The sequence below is a fragment of the Lysobacter hankyongensis genome, assembly GCF_039543145.1.
In the GTDB taxonomy this organism is placed as follows: domain Bacteria; phylum Pseudomonadota; class Gammaproteobacteria; order Xanthomonadales; family Xanthomonadaceae; genus Lysobacter_I; species Lysobacter_I hankyongensis.
Map to the genome: position 1 here is coordinate 14,217 of NZ_BAABJE010000001.1, position 13,783 is coordinate 27,999.

General features: G+C 69.1%; 13 protein-coding genes. 5 read left to right on the top strand and 8 right to left on the bottom strand.

Annotation, left to right across the window (positions count from 1 at the left end; genetic code table 11):
• Positions 1 to 121: 121 nt before the first annotated feature.
• Both ABD974_RS00065 and ABD974_RS00070 read left to right on the top strand, forming a co-directional pair.
• Positions 122 to 1,117 carry a polyprenyl synthetase family protein gene (locus ABD974_RS00065; RefSeq protein ID WP_345301235.1) on the top strand — a complete coding sequence of 332 codons (996 nt, stop codon included), beginning with the start codon at positions 122 to 124 and terminating at the stop codon, positions 1,115 to 1,117.
• Positions 1,118 to 1,122: 5 nt separating this feature from the next.
• Positions 1,123 to 1,374, top strand: a complete 252-nt coding sequence (locus ABD974_RS00070) for a helix-hairpin-helix domain-containing protein (protein ID WP_345301236.1) — start codon at positions 1,123 to 1,125, stop codon at positions 1,372 to 1,374.
• On the opposite strand, the gene ABD974_RS00075 is transcribed toward ABD974_RS00070, so the two are convergent.
• From ABD974_RS00075 to ABD974_RS00090, 4 genes are all read right to left on the bottom strand, one after another.
• The gene (locus ABD974_RS00075) at positions 1,353 to 2,153 is read right to left on the bottom strand and encodes a dienelactone hydrolase family protein (protein ID WP_345301237.1); all 801 of its coding nucleotides are present in this window, start codon (positions 2,151 to 2,153) and stop codon (positions 1,353 to 1,355) included. The genes ABD974_RS00070 and ABD974_RS00075 overlap by 22 nt on opposite strands.
• A 227-nt stretch (positions 2,154 to 2,380) precedes the next feature.
• Positions 2,381 to 3,802, bottom strand: coding sequence for a UDP-N-acetylmuramoyl-L-alanine--D-glutamate ligase (murD, locus tag ABD974_RS00080; protein ID WP_345301238.1), 1,422 nt, complete (start codon positions 3,800 to 3,802; stop codon positions 2,381 to 2,383).
• A gap of 7 nt (positions 3,803 to 3,809) precedes the next feature.
• Positions 3,810 to 5,264, bottom strand: a complete 1,455-nt coding sequence (gene murL / locus ABD974_RS00085; RefSeq protein WP_345301239.1) for a UDP-N-acetyl-alpha-D-muramoyl-L-alanyl-L-glutamate epimerase — start codon at positions 5,262 to 5,264, stop codon at positions 3,810 to 3,812.
• On the bottom strand, positions 5,257 to 7,869 hold the full coding sequence (locus ABD974_RS00090) for a bifunctional aspartate kinase/diaminopimelate decarboxylase (protein WP_345301240.1): 2,613 nt from the start codon (positions 7,867 to 7,869) through the stop codon (positions 5,257 to 5,259). Before ABD974_RS00090 ends, murL begins: the two co-directional genes overlap by 8 nt.
• Positions 7,870 to 7,949: 80 nt before the next feature.
• Between ABD974_RS00090 and ABD974_RS00095 the strand changes: the two genes are divergently transcribed.
• Together ABD974_RS00095 and ABD974_RS00100 are read left to right on the top strand one after the other, a co-directional pair.
• On the top strand, positions 7,950 to 8,825 hold the full coding sequence (locus ABD974_RS00095) for a PhzF family phenazine biosynthesis protein (protein ID WP_345301241.1): 876 nt from the start codon (positions 7,950 to 7,952) through the stop codon (positions 8,823 to 8,825).
• Positions 8,826 to 8,907: 82 nt separating this feature from the next.
• Complete coding sequence (locus ABD974_RS00100) at positions 8,908 to 9,795, top strand: PhzF family phenazine biosynthesis protein (protein ID WP_345301242.1); 888 nt, start codon at positions 8,908 to 8,910, stop codon at positions 9,793 to 9,795.
• Positions 9,796 to 9,817: 22 nt separating this feature from the next.
• Here the strand turns inward: ABD974_RS00100 and ABD974_RS00105 are convergent, their stop codons facing one another.
• Both ABD974_RS00105 and ABD974_RS00110 read right to left on the bottom strand, forming a co-directional pair.
• Positions 9,818 to 10,666 carry a TIGR02452 family protein gene (locus ABD974_RS00105; protein ID WP_345301243.1) on the bottom strand — a complete coding sequence of 283 codons (849 nt, stop codon included), beginning with the start codon at positions 10,664 to 10,666 and terminating at the stop codon, positions 9,818 to 9,820.
• Entirely contained in the window at positions 10,663 to 11,013 is a 351-nt protein-coding gene (locus ABD974_RS00110) for a histidine triad nucleotide-binding protein (RefSeq protein ID WP_345301244.1), read from the bottom strand. Before ABD974_RS00110 ends, ABD974_RS00105 begins: the two co-directional genes overlap by 4 nt.
• A gap of 239 nt (positions 11,014 to 11,252) precedes the next feature.
• Here ABD974_RS00110 and ABD974_RS00115 point away from each other — a divergent pair, with 239 nt between their 5' ends.
• Positions 11,253 to 12,650 (top strand): S8 family serine peptidase, encoded by a 1,398-nt coding sequence (locus ABD974_RS00115; protein ID WP_345301245.1) that lies wholly within the window; start codon positions 11,253 to 11,255, stop codon positions 12,648 to 12,650.
• A gap of 60 nt (positions 12,651 to 12,710) precedes the next feature.
• On the opposite strand, the gene recR is transcribed toward ABD974_RS00115, so the two are convergent.
• Positions 12,711 to 13,310 carry a recombination mediator RecR gene (recR, locus tag ABD974_RS00120; protein WP_345301246.1) on the bottom strand — a complete coding sequence of 200 codons (600 nt, stop codon included), beginning with the start codon at positions 13,308 to 13,310 and terminating at the stop codon, positions 12,711 to 12,713.
• Between the two features lie 135 nt (positions 13,311 to 13,445).
• Positions 13,446 to 13,772, bottom strand: a complete 327-nt coding sequence (locus tag ABD974_RS00125) for a YbaB/EbfC family nucleoid-associated protein (protein WP_345301247.1) — start codon at positions 13,770 to 13,772, stop codon at positions 13,446 to 13,448.
• Between the last annotated feature and the right edge of the window lie 11 nt (positions 13,773 to 13,783).

The following is a 13,783-nucleotide window of genomic DNA, read 5'->3' on the forward strand; positions in this document are numbered from 1 at the left end:
TATAGCCGGCCCCTCGCCATCGGGCTTCTCCCCGTCTCCGGGTGGGAATTCCCCGAATCCATGCCGGCCCGGGCCCATGCCCGGCCACCTATAATGAGGGTCCTGCCCGTCTGGACCCCCCATGGAAGCGACACCGGCGCCCGCCACGCTCGACCTGCCCGCCATCCAGGCCCTCGCCGCCCCCGACATGGCCGCGGTCGACGCCCTCATTCGCCGCCGCCTCGCTTCGGACGTGGTCCTGGTCAACCAGGTGGCCGAGCACATCATCGCCGCCGGCGGCAAGCGCCTGCGCCCGATGCTGCTGCTGCTGGCGGCCCGGGCCCTGGGCCACGGCGGCGCCGACGCCCACCAACTGGCGGCCGTGATCGAGTTCATCCATACCGCCACCCTGCTGCACGACGACGTGGTCGACGAATCCGACCTGCGCCGCGGACGCAAGACCGCCAACGCCCTGTTCGGCAACGCCGCCAGCGTGCTGGTCGGCGATTTTCTCTATTCGCGCAGCTTCCAGCTGATGGTGGAACTGGAACGCATGCCGGTGATGAAGATCCTCGCCGACACCACCAACGCGATCGCCGAGGGCGAGGTGCTGCAGCTGTTGCACGTGCGCAATCCGGACACCGACGAGCCCGCCTACCTCAAGGTGATCGAACGCAAGACCGCGGTGCTGTTCGCCGCCGCCACCCGATCTGGCGCACTGCTCGCCGGCGCGGACGCGGCGACGCAGCAGCGGCTGCACGACTACGGCATGGCCCTGGGCTACGCCTTCCAGATCGCCGACGACGTGCTGGACTACAGCGCCGACGAGACCGCGCTGGGCAAACATCTCGGCGACGACCTGGCCGAAGGCAAGGCCACGCTGCCGCTGATCCATGCGATCCGCCACAGCGACGCCGACACCCGCGCGCGACTGCGCACGATCGTCGAACACGGCGATGTCGGTGCGATGCCGGAGGTGCTCGCCGCCATCGCCGCGACCGGCGGCATCGCCTACAGCCGCGCGCGCGCGGAGGATTACGCGGATGCCGCGGAGCGGGCGCTGGACGGCTTGAACGACAACGACGCGGTGGCCGCGCTGCGCGGCCTCGCCCGCTACGCGGTGCGTCGCGACCACTGACGGCGATGGCGTTCTCCGCCGGCGAACGCGCGGTGCTGCTCACGGTGAAGGGCGTTGGCGCGACGGTCGTCGACCGGCTGGAGCAGATCGGATTCGATTCGCTGGACGCGCTGGCGACCGCCAGCGTCGACGGCATCGTGAAACAGGTCGCCGCGATGCTCGGGACGACCTGCTGGAAGAACAGTCCGCAGGCGCGCGCGGCGATCGCCGGAGCGATCGCCGCCGCAGCCGCGCATCAGTCGCCGAAGCGCTCGTGAAAGAACAGATTCATCATTGAAAACGCGCGCTTGGCGGCGCGTTCGTTGTAGACGCAACCGGGCGGGCTCTTGGCGCTCTCCAGCGCGAAGCAATGCACGGCACCGCTGAAGTTGACGAACTGCCAGTCGGCGCCGGCCGCATTCATCTCGCGTTCGAAGCCCTGGATCTGCTCGGCAGGCACGTAGGTATCGTCGGCGCCGTTGAGCACCAGCACGGCGGCTTTCAGCGCGCCGGGTTCGGCCGGCAGGGTCGTGTCGAGGCCGCCGTGGAACGTGACCACACCGGCGATCTCGGCGCCGCTGCGCGCGAGTTCCAGCACGGTCTTGCCACCGAAACAGTAACCGAGCGCACCGATGCGGTCGGTGTCGATCGGCGCCTTCGCCGCCTGCGCGCGCAGGGCGTTGAGCGCCGCGGTCGCGCGGACGCGCAGACCGGGCAGATCCTGGTACATCTTCGCGACCTGCGCGCCGGCGGCCTTGTCGTCCTTCGGACGCACGCCCTTGCCGTAGACATCCGCGACCAGCACGACGTAACCGGCGGCTGCGATCTGCTTCGCCTTCTCCACCGACGCCGGCGTCACGCCCTTCCAGTCCGGCACCATCAGCAGACCGGGACGCTTGACCGAGGTGGCATCGTTGTAGACCAGGAAACCGCTGAAACGCTGTTTGCCGACGGTCCATTCGAGCGGCTTGGCCTGCATCGCGGCGAACGCCGGCACCGACGCCAGCAGGGACAGACACAACAGGGCGAACATGGCCGCCCAACGCATCGAACGCATGGGGTGGTACTCCTTTCCGGGGGGACGGTCAGCCTACCCGGAAATCGCGACGGTTGCCGCCTGCGGACGCACGGTCATCGGCCCGGGCACACCGCCCGGCGGCACAGCGGAAACCGTGCATCCTGCATCACGGCATGCTGCCGATCCGGCGCATTGCGACACCCGTATTCGCGGAATCAATCGGTTACAGGGACGACGCAGCGAGACCGCCCGTCACGCCCGCCGCTTCAGCCGATGCCCAGCCCGGGAATTGCGGCAATGGCTTCGGGATCGAATCCGGCCAGACGCGCGAAATGGCGGCCGCGTTCGGTGTAATCGCGATACGCGCCGAAACTGGGCGCACCCGGCGACAACAGCACCACGCCCTCGCAGCCCAGCAGCGCGCGGGCGCGGGCGACGGCCTCGACCAGGTCGGCGGCTTCGGCCAGCGCGAACCCCGCGTCCGCCGCCACCGGCGCCAGGCGGGCCTGGATCTTCGGGCCGTTCTGGCCGAGCGTGACGATGGCCGCGGGCGCGTGCAGGCGCATGGCCTCGGCGAAATCGGACCAGTCGATGCCGCGGTCGTGGCCGCCGGCCAGCAGCGCGACGCGACGCGAGCGGAAACAGTCGAGCGCCGCGAGCGTGGCGTGCGGCGTGGTGCTGATCGAATCGTTGACCCAGACGATGCCGTCGCGCACGCCCAGCGTCTGCAGCCGATGCGGCAGCGGCTGGAACGTGGCCGCGTGGTGCGCGAGCGCTTCGGCATCGAGACCCAGCGCTTCGATCGCCGCAAGCACCGCGCAGAGATTGCCGCGGTTGTGCCGGCCCGGCAGCGGCACGTCGCGGGTATCGAACACCGCGCGTTCGCCGCGATGCACGACATCGCCGCGCAGATGCCAGCCGGCATCGACGCCGTAAAGGCGCACTTCGCTGTCGGGCAGATTCAGCGCCGCCAGGGTGCGGTCGGCGCCGTTGAGGATCGCGATCCGCGGTTTCGCCGCGGTGAACAGCGCGAGCTTGTCCTCGACGTAGCGCGCTTCGCTGCCGTGCCAGTCGAGATGTTCGGGGAACACATTGGTCGCGACCGCGATGCCGGGACGCACGCCGGAGGCGGCGACATCGCGGGTCTGATAGCTCGACAGTTCGATCGCCCAGAATTCGGGCGGATCGTTCACGTCCAGCAGTTCCAGCAGCGGCAGGCCGATGTTGCCGCACAGCGCGGTGCGATGTCCGCCCGCGCGCAGCAGATGCGCGAGCAGCGCGGTCGTCGTGCTCTTGCCCTTGGTGCCGGTGACGCAGATCGTGCGCGCCTGCGGATGTTCGCCGAACCACAGCGCGGTGCCGCCGATGAAGCGCGTGCCGCGTTCGGCCGCCGCCGACGCCTCGGGCGCGTACGGGCTGATGCCGGGAGATTTGATCACCAGCGCGAACGCGGACAGACGTTCTGCATCGACATCAGTCTCGATCGTCAGCAACGCATCGCCGAGCGCGCGCGCATCGTCGACTTCGCCCGGCGCGCAGAACAGGGTCAGCGGCAGGCCGGGCAGGCGGCGACGCAGCGCGCGGTGCGCCGCGCGGCCTTCGCGCCCCCAGCCCCACAGCGCGACGCGCCGGCCGTCGAGGCGTGCGATGTAGAGGCTTGCGATGTCGAACCGTTCGATGCCGGGCATGGCGATCTCAGGCGTCGAATCGCGCGCGCAGGCGCTGCCACAATGCGGCCGGCACGCGATGTTCGTCGTCGAGGACGAGCAGCGGCGCGATCCCGAGTTCCGAGGCATCGAGCTGCGGCCGGATCTCGCGCGCGAAACGCTCGACGATCTCGTCCTCGCGCCACTCCGGACGTTCGCTCAACGCGGCCATCGCCGCGCGCGATTCGCGGCCTTCGCCGACGCATTCGAAAGGCTTGTGGTCCTGGTATTCCAGCAGCGCGTCGTAGCCGCCGATCTGGCCGGCGTCGTCGAGCAGATTGCGGCCGAAGATACCGACCAGCCGCGGCTTCGGCATGAACGGCGCCAGCGCGAGGAACACGAAATGGCATTTCGGACAGACGCCGCACCAGCGGTTCACCGGGCGCTCGCCGAGGATGTGGAAATTGCGGTTGCAGCTGGAGAAATGCGCGTCGTAGCGGTCGCTCTTCGCGAACTGCCGCGCCACCGCCAGCTCGCTGAGCGGACGCAGCAGCGAGTAGTACTTGAGATCGGCGGCGATGCGTCGCTGCACGTGGTCGCCGAAGTCGCGCTCGAACGCCCAGCCCTTCGACCACTGGTGATTCACCTCGCCGGTCCCTTCGATCAGACTGCCGTAACTGGCCGAACGCTCGTTCGAGAACACTACCTGGTCGGCACCGGTCAGGATCGCCGCGAACACCAGGATCGCCGAATTCACCGCGGTCACCGGGATGTGGCCGTTCCACGCGCCTTGGCGGTTGTACTCGAACAGTTCCGGCGCGAGCTGACGGCCGAGGTTGAGCGTCGGCAGGCCGGTGCGCTCGGCGCAGGCCTTGATCAACTGCGAACCGCCGATCCAGGTCACGGTCTGGTCGACGCCGGCGCCGCGGAGCGCCTCGATGCTGACCAGCGAATCCTTGCCGCCGCCGATCGCGACCAGCGCGTGTTCGCGCAGACCGAGCGCAACGGCGTTCTCCCCATCCGTAGCCCGGGTAGAGCCGTAGGCGAAACCCGGGGCTTCCGACGCATCCAATGAAGAGCCCCGGGTTTCGCTGCGCTCTACCCGGGCTACGGGAAACGCGATCTTGCCGTGCAGGTTCAGCCCGTTGCGATACGCGAATTCGCCGAGACCGTGGACGTAGATGCTTTCCAGCAGCGCCGCGGTGTCGGCGTCGATGGCGTAGCCTTCGATGCGGATCTCCGGCGGCACCGCGGCCTTGTAGTAGCTCACGCCGGCGATCAGATGCAGCAGGCGCAGCGCCTCTTCGGCCGCAGCGGCGCGGGCATCGTCAAGGTCGAACGGCGCACCGGGCACGGTGACGGTCTCGATCAGCTCCGGGCCGTCGTCGAAGGCGTAGACGAGCTGGGCGACACCGGTCTTAGCGTCGAAGCTGCAGCGGACGAAGCGGAAGGCGCGGATCGCGTCGCGCTGGAACGACCACTCGGGTTTCGGAACATCAGACATCAAGAATTTCCTCTGCCGGCAACGCCCGCAGGTTGTAGGTGTTGGCCATCGCCATGCCGTAGGCGCCGGCATCGGCGATCAGCACGACATCGCCTTCGGCGGTGGACGCGGGCAGCATGCGCGCGCGGCCGAAGACGTCGCTGCTCTCGCAGATCGGGCCGACCACGTCGAACGCGGCCACCGTATCGTCGTCGAGGCGCGACAGGTTGTGGATGTCGTGCCAAGCGTCGTACATCGCCGGGCGCACCAGCGCGTTCATGCCGCCGTCCACGCCGATCCGGCGCAGGCCGTCCTTCTCGATCACCTGGGTGACGCGCACCAGCAGCGCGCCGGCTTCGGCGACCAGATAGCGACCCGGCTCCACCGCGAGGCGGAACCCGGGATACGCGGCCTTGATCTCGTCGAGGCCGCTGCGCCACGCCGCGACATCGAACGGACGCGATTCGGGCGTGTACGGCACCGGCAGGCCGCCGCCGATGTCGAGCGTGTCGACGGTGCCGATCTGTTCGGCGAGGCTGGCGAGATCGGCGTAGACCTCGCGCCAGTGCGCCGGATTGTCGATGCCGCTGCCCAGATGCGCATGCAGCGCGACGATCTTCGCGTCGAGCCTGCGCGCTTCGGCGACGAAGGCATCGACCTTCGCCAGCGGCAGGCCGAACTTGGCTTCGGCGCCGCCGGTGCGGACCTTCTCGTGATGACCATCGCCGCGGCCGAGATCGAGCCGCAGCCAGAGCGCGCGACCCTGGAAAACCTCGGGCCAGCGCTGCAGCGCTTCGACGCTGTCGACGGTGACGTTGACGCCGCGATCGAACGCGACCCGGTATTCGTCGCGCGGCGCGAAGCTGGGCGTGAACAGCACGCGCGCGGGATCGAGCACGGGCAGGGTCGCCAGCACATGTTCGACTTCCGCCAGCGACACGCACTCGAAGCCGAAGCCCTCGACTTCGAGCAGGCGCAGGATGTCCGGATGCGCGTTGGCCTTCAGCGCGTAGAAACGGCGGTCGATGGCCGCAGTCTCGCGCAGCATGCGCGCGCGTTCGCGCACGGTCGGCAGGTGATAGACGTAGCGCGGCGTGCCGGCCGCGGCGCGCGCGATCAGATCGCCGGCGCGCGACCGCCACCATGCGGCCTCGCGTTCGGGCTTGCCGTGCGCGATCTCGGTCCAGCTCGGACCGAACACCGAGGCGTCCTGCACCGGCATGGCGCCGCCGCGGATCAGTTCGCCGTGCAGTTCGTTCAGCAGGCCGTCGGCGTCGACCTCGTCGATCACGAAGGTGAGATTGAGATCGTTCGACGACTGCGAGATCAGATGCACGCGTTCGCGGCCGAAGGTGGCCCACACATCGGACAGCTTGTGCAGCAGCGAACGCATGCCGCGGCCGACCAGGGTGATCGCCGCGCACGGCGCGATCACCTTCACCCGGCAGACTTCGGCGAGGTCCGCGGACAACTCGGCGAGCACGTCGCTGCTGACCAGGTTTTCGCTGGGATCCAGCGACACGGTGACGTTGGTTTCGGACGAACCGATCAGGTCGATCGACAGGCCGTGGCGCTTGAAGCGCTCGAACACGTCGGCGAGGAAGCCGACCTGCTGCCACATGCCCACGGTTTCCATCGACACCAGCACGATGCCGTTGCGGCGGCTGATCGCCTTCACGCCCGGCACGGTGGCGGCACTACCGTCGATGCGCGTGCCCGGGAGGTCCGGGCGCTCGGTGTCGAGGATCGCCATCGGCACGCCGGCATCGCGGCAGGGCGCGATCGAGCGCGGATGCAGCACTTTCGCGCCGGTGGTGGCGATTTCCTGCGCTTCGGCGTAATCCAGCCGCGCGAGCAGGCGCGCGTCCGGCACTTCGCGCGGATTCGCGCTGAACATGCCGGGGACATCGGTCCAGATCTCGACCCGCTTCGCCTTCAGCAGCGCGCCGAAATACGCCGCCGAAGTATCGGAGCCGCCGCGGCCGAGGATCGCGGTGCCGCCGTCGTCGTGACGGGCGATGAAGCCCTGCGAGATCAGCATGCGCGCCGGCTGCGCCGCGAAACGTTCGCGGAAGCCGTCTTCGCCGAGGTAGCGGCAATTCACCGACAGCCGCTGCGCCCAGGCGCTGGCGTTGGGCAGCGAGACCGCCGACAGCCAGTCGCGCGCGTCGCACCAGCCGAAGTCGAGGCCCTGCGCGCGCAGATACGCGGCGCCGAGCGTGGACGAGAGCAGTTCGCCCTGGGCCAGCACATCGGCCTGCCAGTCGAGCGCGCGGGCCGCCGCGCGGGCGTCGCTGCCGAGCGCGCGCAGGATCGCGAGACGCTCGTTGAGAACCGCATCGGGATCGAGATCGAGTTCGGCGCAGAACGCGCGATGGCGTTCGACCAGCGCCTCGATGCGCGCGGCGATATCGCGGCCGTCGGCAATGGCGGTCAATTCGTTGGTGACGCCCGACAGCGCCGACACCACCACCAGCACGCGGGTGGTCGCCGCGCGCGCATCGCCTTCCTCCATCCGTTTTTTCGCCAGCCGGCCGATGGTGTTCCAGCGGTGGCGGCGCGACACGGAGGTGCCGCCGAATTTGAGCACGACCCAGGCGGGGCCGGCGGAGTGCGTATCGGGCATCGGGAGGAATGGACTTGGTAGACTGGGGGACGCCGGCAGGGGGCCGGGACATCGCATTCTATTCGACCAGGACCGCCCCCATGATGCCGCTTCGCTATCTGCAGATGGATGTGTTCGCCGATCACCCGGGCGCCGGCAATCCGCTGGGCGCCGTACTCGACGGCGAGCGCTTCGATGCCGCCCGGATGCAGGCCTTCGCCGCCTGGACCAATCTCTCCGAAACCATCTTCCTGCTGCCGCCGACCACGAGCGCGGCGGACTATCGCGTGCGCATCTTCACGCCGCGGCAGGAACTGCCCTTCGCCGGGCACCCGAGCGTCGGCGCCGCCTGGGCCGCGCTGGACGGCGGGCTGGTCGCGCCCGACCGGACCCAGCTCGTGCAGGAATGCGCTGCGGGCCTGCTGCCGGTGCGCGTGGATCACATCGGCGACATCAGGTTTCCGAACGTGCGCGCGCCGCGGGCGAAACGCATCGGCGGCCCGGAACTGGCGCCGGCCCTGCTCGAAGCGGTCACCCGGACCATGCGGACCGGCACGCTCGAACACGCGCTGTGGGACAACGGCCCGCGCTGGTGGCTGCTGGAGCTGGCCGATGCCGACGCCGTGCGTCATCTGCAGCCCGATCTGCCCGCGATCGCCGCGCTCACCCACGCCACCGGCGCGGTGGGACTGGCGGTCCACGCCATCGATGGCCAGCACGGTCACGACCTCGCGGTGCGCGCGTTCTGTCCCGCGGACAATATTCCCGAAGACCCGGTCACCGGCAGCGCGCAGGCGTCGATCGCGGCGCGTCTGGCCGCCGCCGGCCGCCTGCCCGGTCGCGACGGTCGCTATGTCGGCAGCCAGGGCCGCGAGCTGGGCCGCGACGGGCTGGTGCGGGTCTGCGTGGACGGCGAAGGCGAGGTGTGGATCGGCGGCGCGGTGCAACCGGTGATCCGCGGCACCGTGCACTGGTGAGAGCGCGGAAAGGGCCCGCGACGCATCCGGGACGTCTGCGCGCTGCTACGCTTCGCACCCCCACCGCAGGACCGCCCCGCCGATGAACCGCCGCCGTTACGTGCAAGTCGATGTCTTCGCCGATCGCCCCGGGGCCGGCAATCCGCTGGCGGTGGTGCTGGACGCCGAGGGCCTGCGCGACGACGAGATGCAGGCCATCGCGAAGTGGACGCGGCTGCCGGAAACCACCTTCGTGCTGCCGGCGACCGGCGACGACGCCAGCTATCGCATCCGCATGTTCAGCCCGCGCCGCGAAGTACCGTTCGCCGGTCATCCCAGCGTCGGTACCGCGCATGCGGTGCTGGAAGCGGGACTGGCGACGCCGCGCGACGGCCTGCTGGGCAATCTGCTGATCCAGGACGGGATCGCCGGCAAACTGCCGCTGCGCGTGACCGGCGACGGCCACACCCGCACGATCGCGGTGCGCACCCCGCGCGCCAGCGTGCGCGAAATCGCGCATCGCGACGACCCGCGCCTGCGCGACGTGCTGCGCACCCTGCCCCTGGGCGAACTGCCGCCCGCGCTGATGGACGGCGGCCGCCGCTGGTGGTTGGCCGAACTCGAAAGCGAAGCCGCGCTGCGCGCCGCGACGCCGCCGTGGGAGGCCATCGGCATCCTGGCGCAATCGACCGAGAGCATGGGCCTGTGCGTGTACGCGCGCAGCGACGATCCCGTCTACTACCTCGCCGTCCGCGCGTGGGTCGGCGCGCCCGCGCAGTTCGAGGACGCGGCCTCCGGCGCCGCCAACGCCACCCTCGCCGCCTGGCTGGCTTCGCAGGACGCCCTGCCCGGCGACAGCGGCTTCTATCGCATCAGCCAGGGCCGCGAAGTCGGCCACGACGCGATCATCGAACTCACCGTCGACGACGCCGGCGACGTGTGGTCGGGCGGACGGGTGTGTTCGGTGGTCGAGGGCACGATCCGCTGGTGAGGTCGGCCAGGGCGCGGGCCGCTCAATCGACGTACAGCGCGTGCCGGAAGGCCGCGAATGTCGCGCCATCCCCGGTGTTGTCCAGCACGGAGAAGCGGACGCGCTCGAAATGATGGCGCCACGGACCGCGCAGCAGATGATCGGCAAATACGCGCGCGACCATCGCGGGATCGTTGCGGAACACGCCGCAGCCCCACGCCCCCAGCACCAGGTTTCGATAACCATGCTGCGCCGCCAGCGCAAGCACGCCCTCCGCCCTGCGCACGAAGGTCGATTCGATCAGCGGCCATTCGTCGGGGCGCGTCTGCGCGATCGCACCGGCATTGGGCGCTGCGCTGGTGATGAAGCCCGCATGCATCGGCGCTTCGAGCAATGCGCCATGATCGTCGCGGAACACCGGGCAAGCCGGCGAAAGAATCATGGCATCGGAGTAGAGCAACGACGACGACGCACGATGCTTCGCGTAGAACGCGTCGCAGCGCGAAAGCGAAGCGTAAAGCGCTGAACTGCGTGCGAGCGACTCTTCCTGTGCCTGGCTGCCGCCGAGAAACCCGCCACCGGGATTCTTCGCCGAAGCGAAATTGAGGACGGCGACCGGTTCGTCGCTTTCGCGCAGCAACGCGGACAGGCCGACGAGCGTGGTTTCGTTGACGACCTCGATACGCGCGTCGTGAGCGCCCTGCACCTCGCGCATCGCGACGATCATTCGGGCAATCTCGTCCGCCTCGTGGAGACGCGTGCCCGTCAGACAACGCGACAGCGGCCCATCGAGATCGACCGCACGGCCAGCCTGCGTCTCGTAGCGACGAGCGTCGAGGATGCGCAAGGTTTCCTGCGCGAGACGCTCGCGGGCACCGCGATTGCCGCTCACGGCGTGCCGAACCGCCCCAGCGGTGCCCCCGCCAGCAGATGGAGGTGGATCTGGAACACCGTCTGGCCGCCGTGGTCGTTGCAGTTCATGACGATGCGATAACCGTCCTCGGCGAAGCCCTGTGCCTTCGCGTAGTTCGCGGCGGCGACGGCGAGGCGGCCGATGATCTCGGCCTGGTCGGGCTGCACGTCGTTGAGCGTGGGAATGGTCGTTTTCGGCACGAACAGGATGTGGATCGGCGCCTGCGGTGCGATGTCGCGGAAGGCGATGATGTGCTCGTCTTCGTGGACGATGTTCGCCGGGATCTCGCGGCGGATGATCCTGTGGAAAATGGTGTCTCCGCTCATCGCTGCGCTCCTGTGGTCATCGGATGTCGAGCCGGGAAACGACGCACGCCGCGCGCCCGGAATCCGCCCGATTCTAACCACTGCGCCGCATCGACGCAGCCCGTGCCGCGGGCTTCTTCGTGATCGAGAGACCGCATGCGCGACATCTTCCGGCCAAACCGGGCATGGCCGCGGCATCCGATCGCGTCCAGGCTGAAGGTCGCCGGCGATCGCGCCGGCCAACCACACAAGGATGACGCATGAAGCGCACGCTTCCCTTGCTTGCCCTGTGTCTGCTCGCGCCCGCGCAGACCGCATTCCCGTCCACACCGCCCATCGACGACGGTGGCGACCTCGATCTGGTGCCGCACGAAATCCTGGTCCGGTTCAAACCCGGCGCACGCGCCGCGGAAGTCGCGGCACGCATCCCGGGGCTGGCGGTCGAAACCCGATCGCGGACGCTTCATCTCGCGCGTCTGGCGCCCGCGGGTGCGGCCGGCTTCGGCAAGGCCGAAGCGCGCGCGGCCACCCTGCAGTTGCTCGAACGCGTCCGCCGGCTGCCCGATGTGGCGTACGCGCAACCGAACTATCTGTTCTCCCTGTCCCACACGCCGAACGACCTGCTGTATCCGCAGCAATGGCACTATCCGATGGTCGGCCTGCCCTCCGCCTGGGACATCACCCGCGGCAACGCGTCGGTCAGGATCGCGATCCTGGACACGGGTCGCAATTATCATCCGGAACTCGCGGCGAAATGGCTGCCGAACGAGTACAACGCCGAAGAACCCGGCTACAACGCCACCGACCGATCGAAGTTCTCGCACGGCACCCACGTCGCCGGCATCGCGGCCGCGAGTTCCGGCAACGGCACCGGCATCGCCGGCACCTGCCACGACTGCATGCTGCTCAACGTCAAGGTCACCGACGCGCGCAATCGGATCCCCCTCGACAACGTCATCGCCGGCATCGACTGGGCCATCGCCAACGATGCCGACGTGATGAACATGAGTTTCGAATTCGCCGAGCCCTGCACGCAACTGCGGATGCCCGCGCTGCGCGATGCGATCGCCCGCGCGACCGCGGACGGCATCGTGGTCGTGGCGGCCGCCGGCAACGGCCGCTCGATGGTGGACAACACCTCGCCGGCATCCTGCCCGGGGGCGATCTCGGTCGCCGCGACCGATCGCGATGCGAAGTGGCTGTCTCCCTACAGCAACGGTGGTCCGTCCACCGGCATCACCGCGCCCGGTGGTGGCGGCGATCTCGTGTTCCTGCCGGATGGCCGGGTCGACACCGCGGCATCGACGATCTACGGCAACACCGCGGGCCATCCGCAATGCCCGGCCGTGAACGGCCAGGTCTTCAATCCCAACCACTTCGGCGCGTTCTCGACGTGGAGCGTGCCGTACACCGAAAACGGCGTCGCCCGGATCACGCACTGCTACCGCTATCTGTCCGGCACCTCGATGGCGGCACCGCACGTGTCCGGCACGGTCGGTCTGATGCGCTCGGTGAATCCGTCGCTGACGCCTGCGCAGATCGCGTCGATCCTGCAGAGAACGGCGCGGCCGATGCCGCTGTGCGGCCCGGATTGCGGTCCCGGCCTGCTCGACGCCCACGCCGCGGTGGCCGCTGCGCGCGATCTGGCGAGTCCGTAAACCCGTCTATCGATCCTTGTCGATAATCCCGGGCGGCCGTCATGCGCCGCCCGGGCACGTTCACAGCGGCATTTCGCTGCGACTGCCGAAGGCGTGCGACAGAGTGCCGCGATCGACGTATTCGAGTTCGCCGCCCAGCGGTACGCCGTGGGCGAGACGGGTCGGCTTGACGCGGTGCTGGCGCGCGAGCTGCGCGAGATAGTGCGCGGTCGCTTCGCCTTCGACGGTGGGATTGGTGGCGATCACCAGTTCCTGCACCTCGCCCTCGGCCAGGCGCGCGGCGAGCTTTTCCAGCCCGAGTTCGCGCGGGCCGATGCCGTCGAGCGGGCTGAGCCGTCCCTGCAGCACGAAGTAATAGCCGCGGTAGCCGGTGGCCTGCTCGATCACCAGCCGGTCCGCCGGCGATTCCACCGCGCACAGCAGATGCACGTCGCGCGAGCCGTTGGCGCAGGTGGCGCAGATCTCGGTTTCGCTGAAGTCGCGACAGCGCGCGCAATGACCGATGCGCTCCACCGCCGAGGCCAGCGCGTCGGCGAGACGCTGGCCGCCGTCGCGATCGCGTTCCAGCACGTGGTAGGCCATCCGCTGCGCGGTTTTCTGACCCACGCCCGGCAGGATGCGGAAGGCGTCGATGAGTTGTTCGAGAAGGGAAGCGGTCATGCGATCCGAGGATTGAACGCGCACAGGGACGTGCGCCCGGGCCATGAGGATGGTGTGGCCCGAACGCCGGCGAAAACGCCGTTGTTCGCCGGCGTTGCGGATGCGGCGGCAGGATGCCCCGTCATCCGCATGGGCTCAGAACAAACCGGGAATTTTCATGCCCGGCGGAATCGGCATGCCGGCGGTGGCGCCCGACATCCGCGACTGCGATTCGGCGTTGACCTTGTTCACCGCATCGTTGATCGCGGCGACCACCAGGTCTTCGGTCATCTCGGCATCCGAGAGCACGCTCGGATCGATCTTCACGCCGCGGCACTCCATGCGACCGGTCAGGGTCACGCTGACCATGCCGCCGCCGGCGCTGCCGGTGACTTCGAGCTGGGCCAGTTCTTCCTGGGCGCGCTGCAGGTTTTCCTGCATCTTCTGCGCCTGCTGCATCAATTGGGCGATATTTCCACGCATGAGGGCGGTCT

What these genes read in the sequence shown, in the direction of transcription:
- ABD974_RS00065 (WP_345301235.1), top strand. Translation starts at nt 122, where the DNA reads ATGGAAGCGACACCGGCGCCCGCCACGCTCGACCTGCCCGCCATCCAG.
- ABD974_RS00070 (WP_345301236.1), top strand. Translation starts at nt 1,123, where the DNA reads ATGGCGTTCTCCGCCGGCGAACGCGCGGTGCTGCTCACGGTGAAGGGC.
- ABD974_RS00075 (WP_345301237.1), bottom strand. Translation starts at nt 2,153, where the DNA reads ATGCGTTCGATGCGTTGGGCGGCCATGTTCGCCCTGTTGTGTCTGTCC.
- murD (WP_345301238.1), bottom strand. Translation starts at nt 3,802, where the DNA reads ATGCCCGGCATCGAACGGTTCGACATCGCAAGCCTCTACATCGCACGC.
- murL (WP_345301239.1), bottom strand. Translation starts at nt 5,264, where the DNA reads ATGTCTGATGTTCCGAAACCCGAGTGGTCGTTCCAGCGCGACGCGATC.
- ABD974_RS00090 (WP_345301240.1), bottom strand. Translation starts at nt 7,869, where the DNA reads ATGCCCGATACGCACTCCGCCGGCCCCGCCTGGGTCGTGCTCAAATTC.
- ABD974_RS00095 (WP_345301241.1), top strand. Translation starts at nt 7,950, where the DNA reads ATGATGCCGCTTCGCTATCTGCAGATGGATGTGTTCGCCGATCACCCG.
- ABD974_RS00100 (WP_345301242.1), top strand. Translation starts at nt 8,908, where the DNA reads ATGAACCGCCGCCGTTACGTGCAAGTCGATGTCTTCGCCGATCGCCCC.
- ABD974_RS00110 (WP_345301244.1), bottom strand. Translation starts at nt 11,013, where the DNA reads ATGAGCGGAGACACCATTTTCCACAGGATCATCCGCCGCGAGATCCCG.
- ABD974_RS00115 (WP_345301245.1), top strand. Translation starts at nt 11,253, where the DNA reads ATGAAGCGCACGCTTCCCTTGCTTGCCCTGTGTCTGCTCGCGCCCGCG.
- recR (WP_345301246.1), bottom strand. Translation starts at nt 13,310, where the DNA reads ATGACCGCTTCCCTTCTCGAACAACTCATCGACGCCTTCCGCATCCTG.
- ABD974_RS00125 (WP_345301247.1), bottom strand. Translation starts at nt 13,772, where the DNA reads ATGCGTGGAAATATCGCCCAATTGATGCAGCAGGCGCAGAAGATGCAG.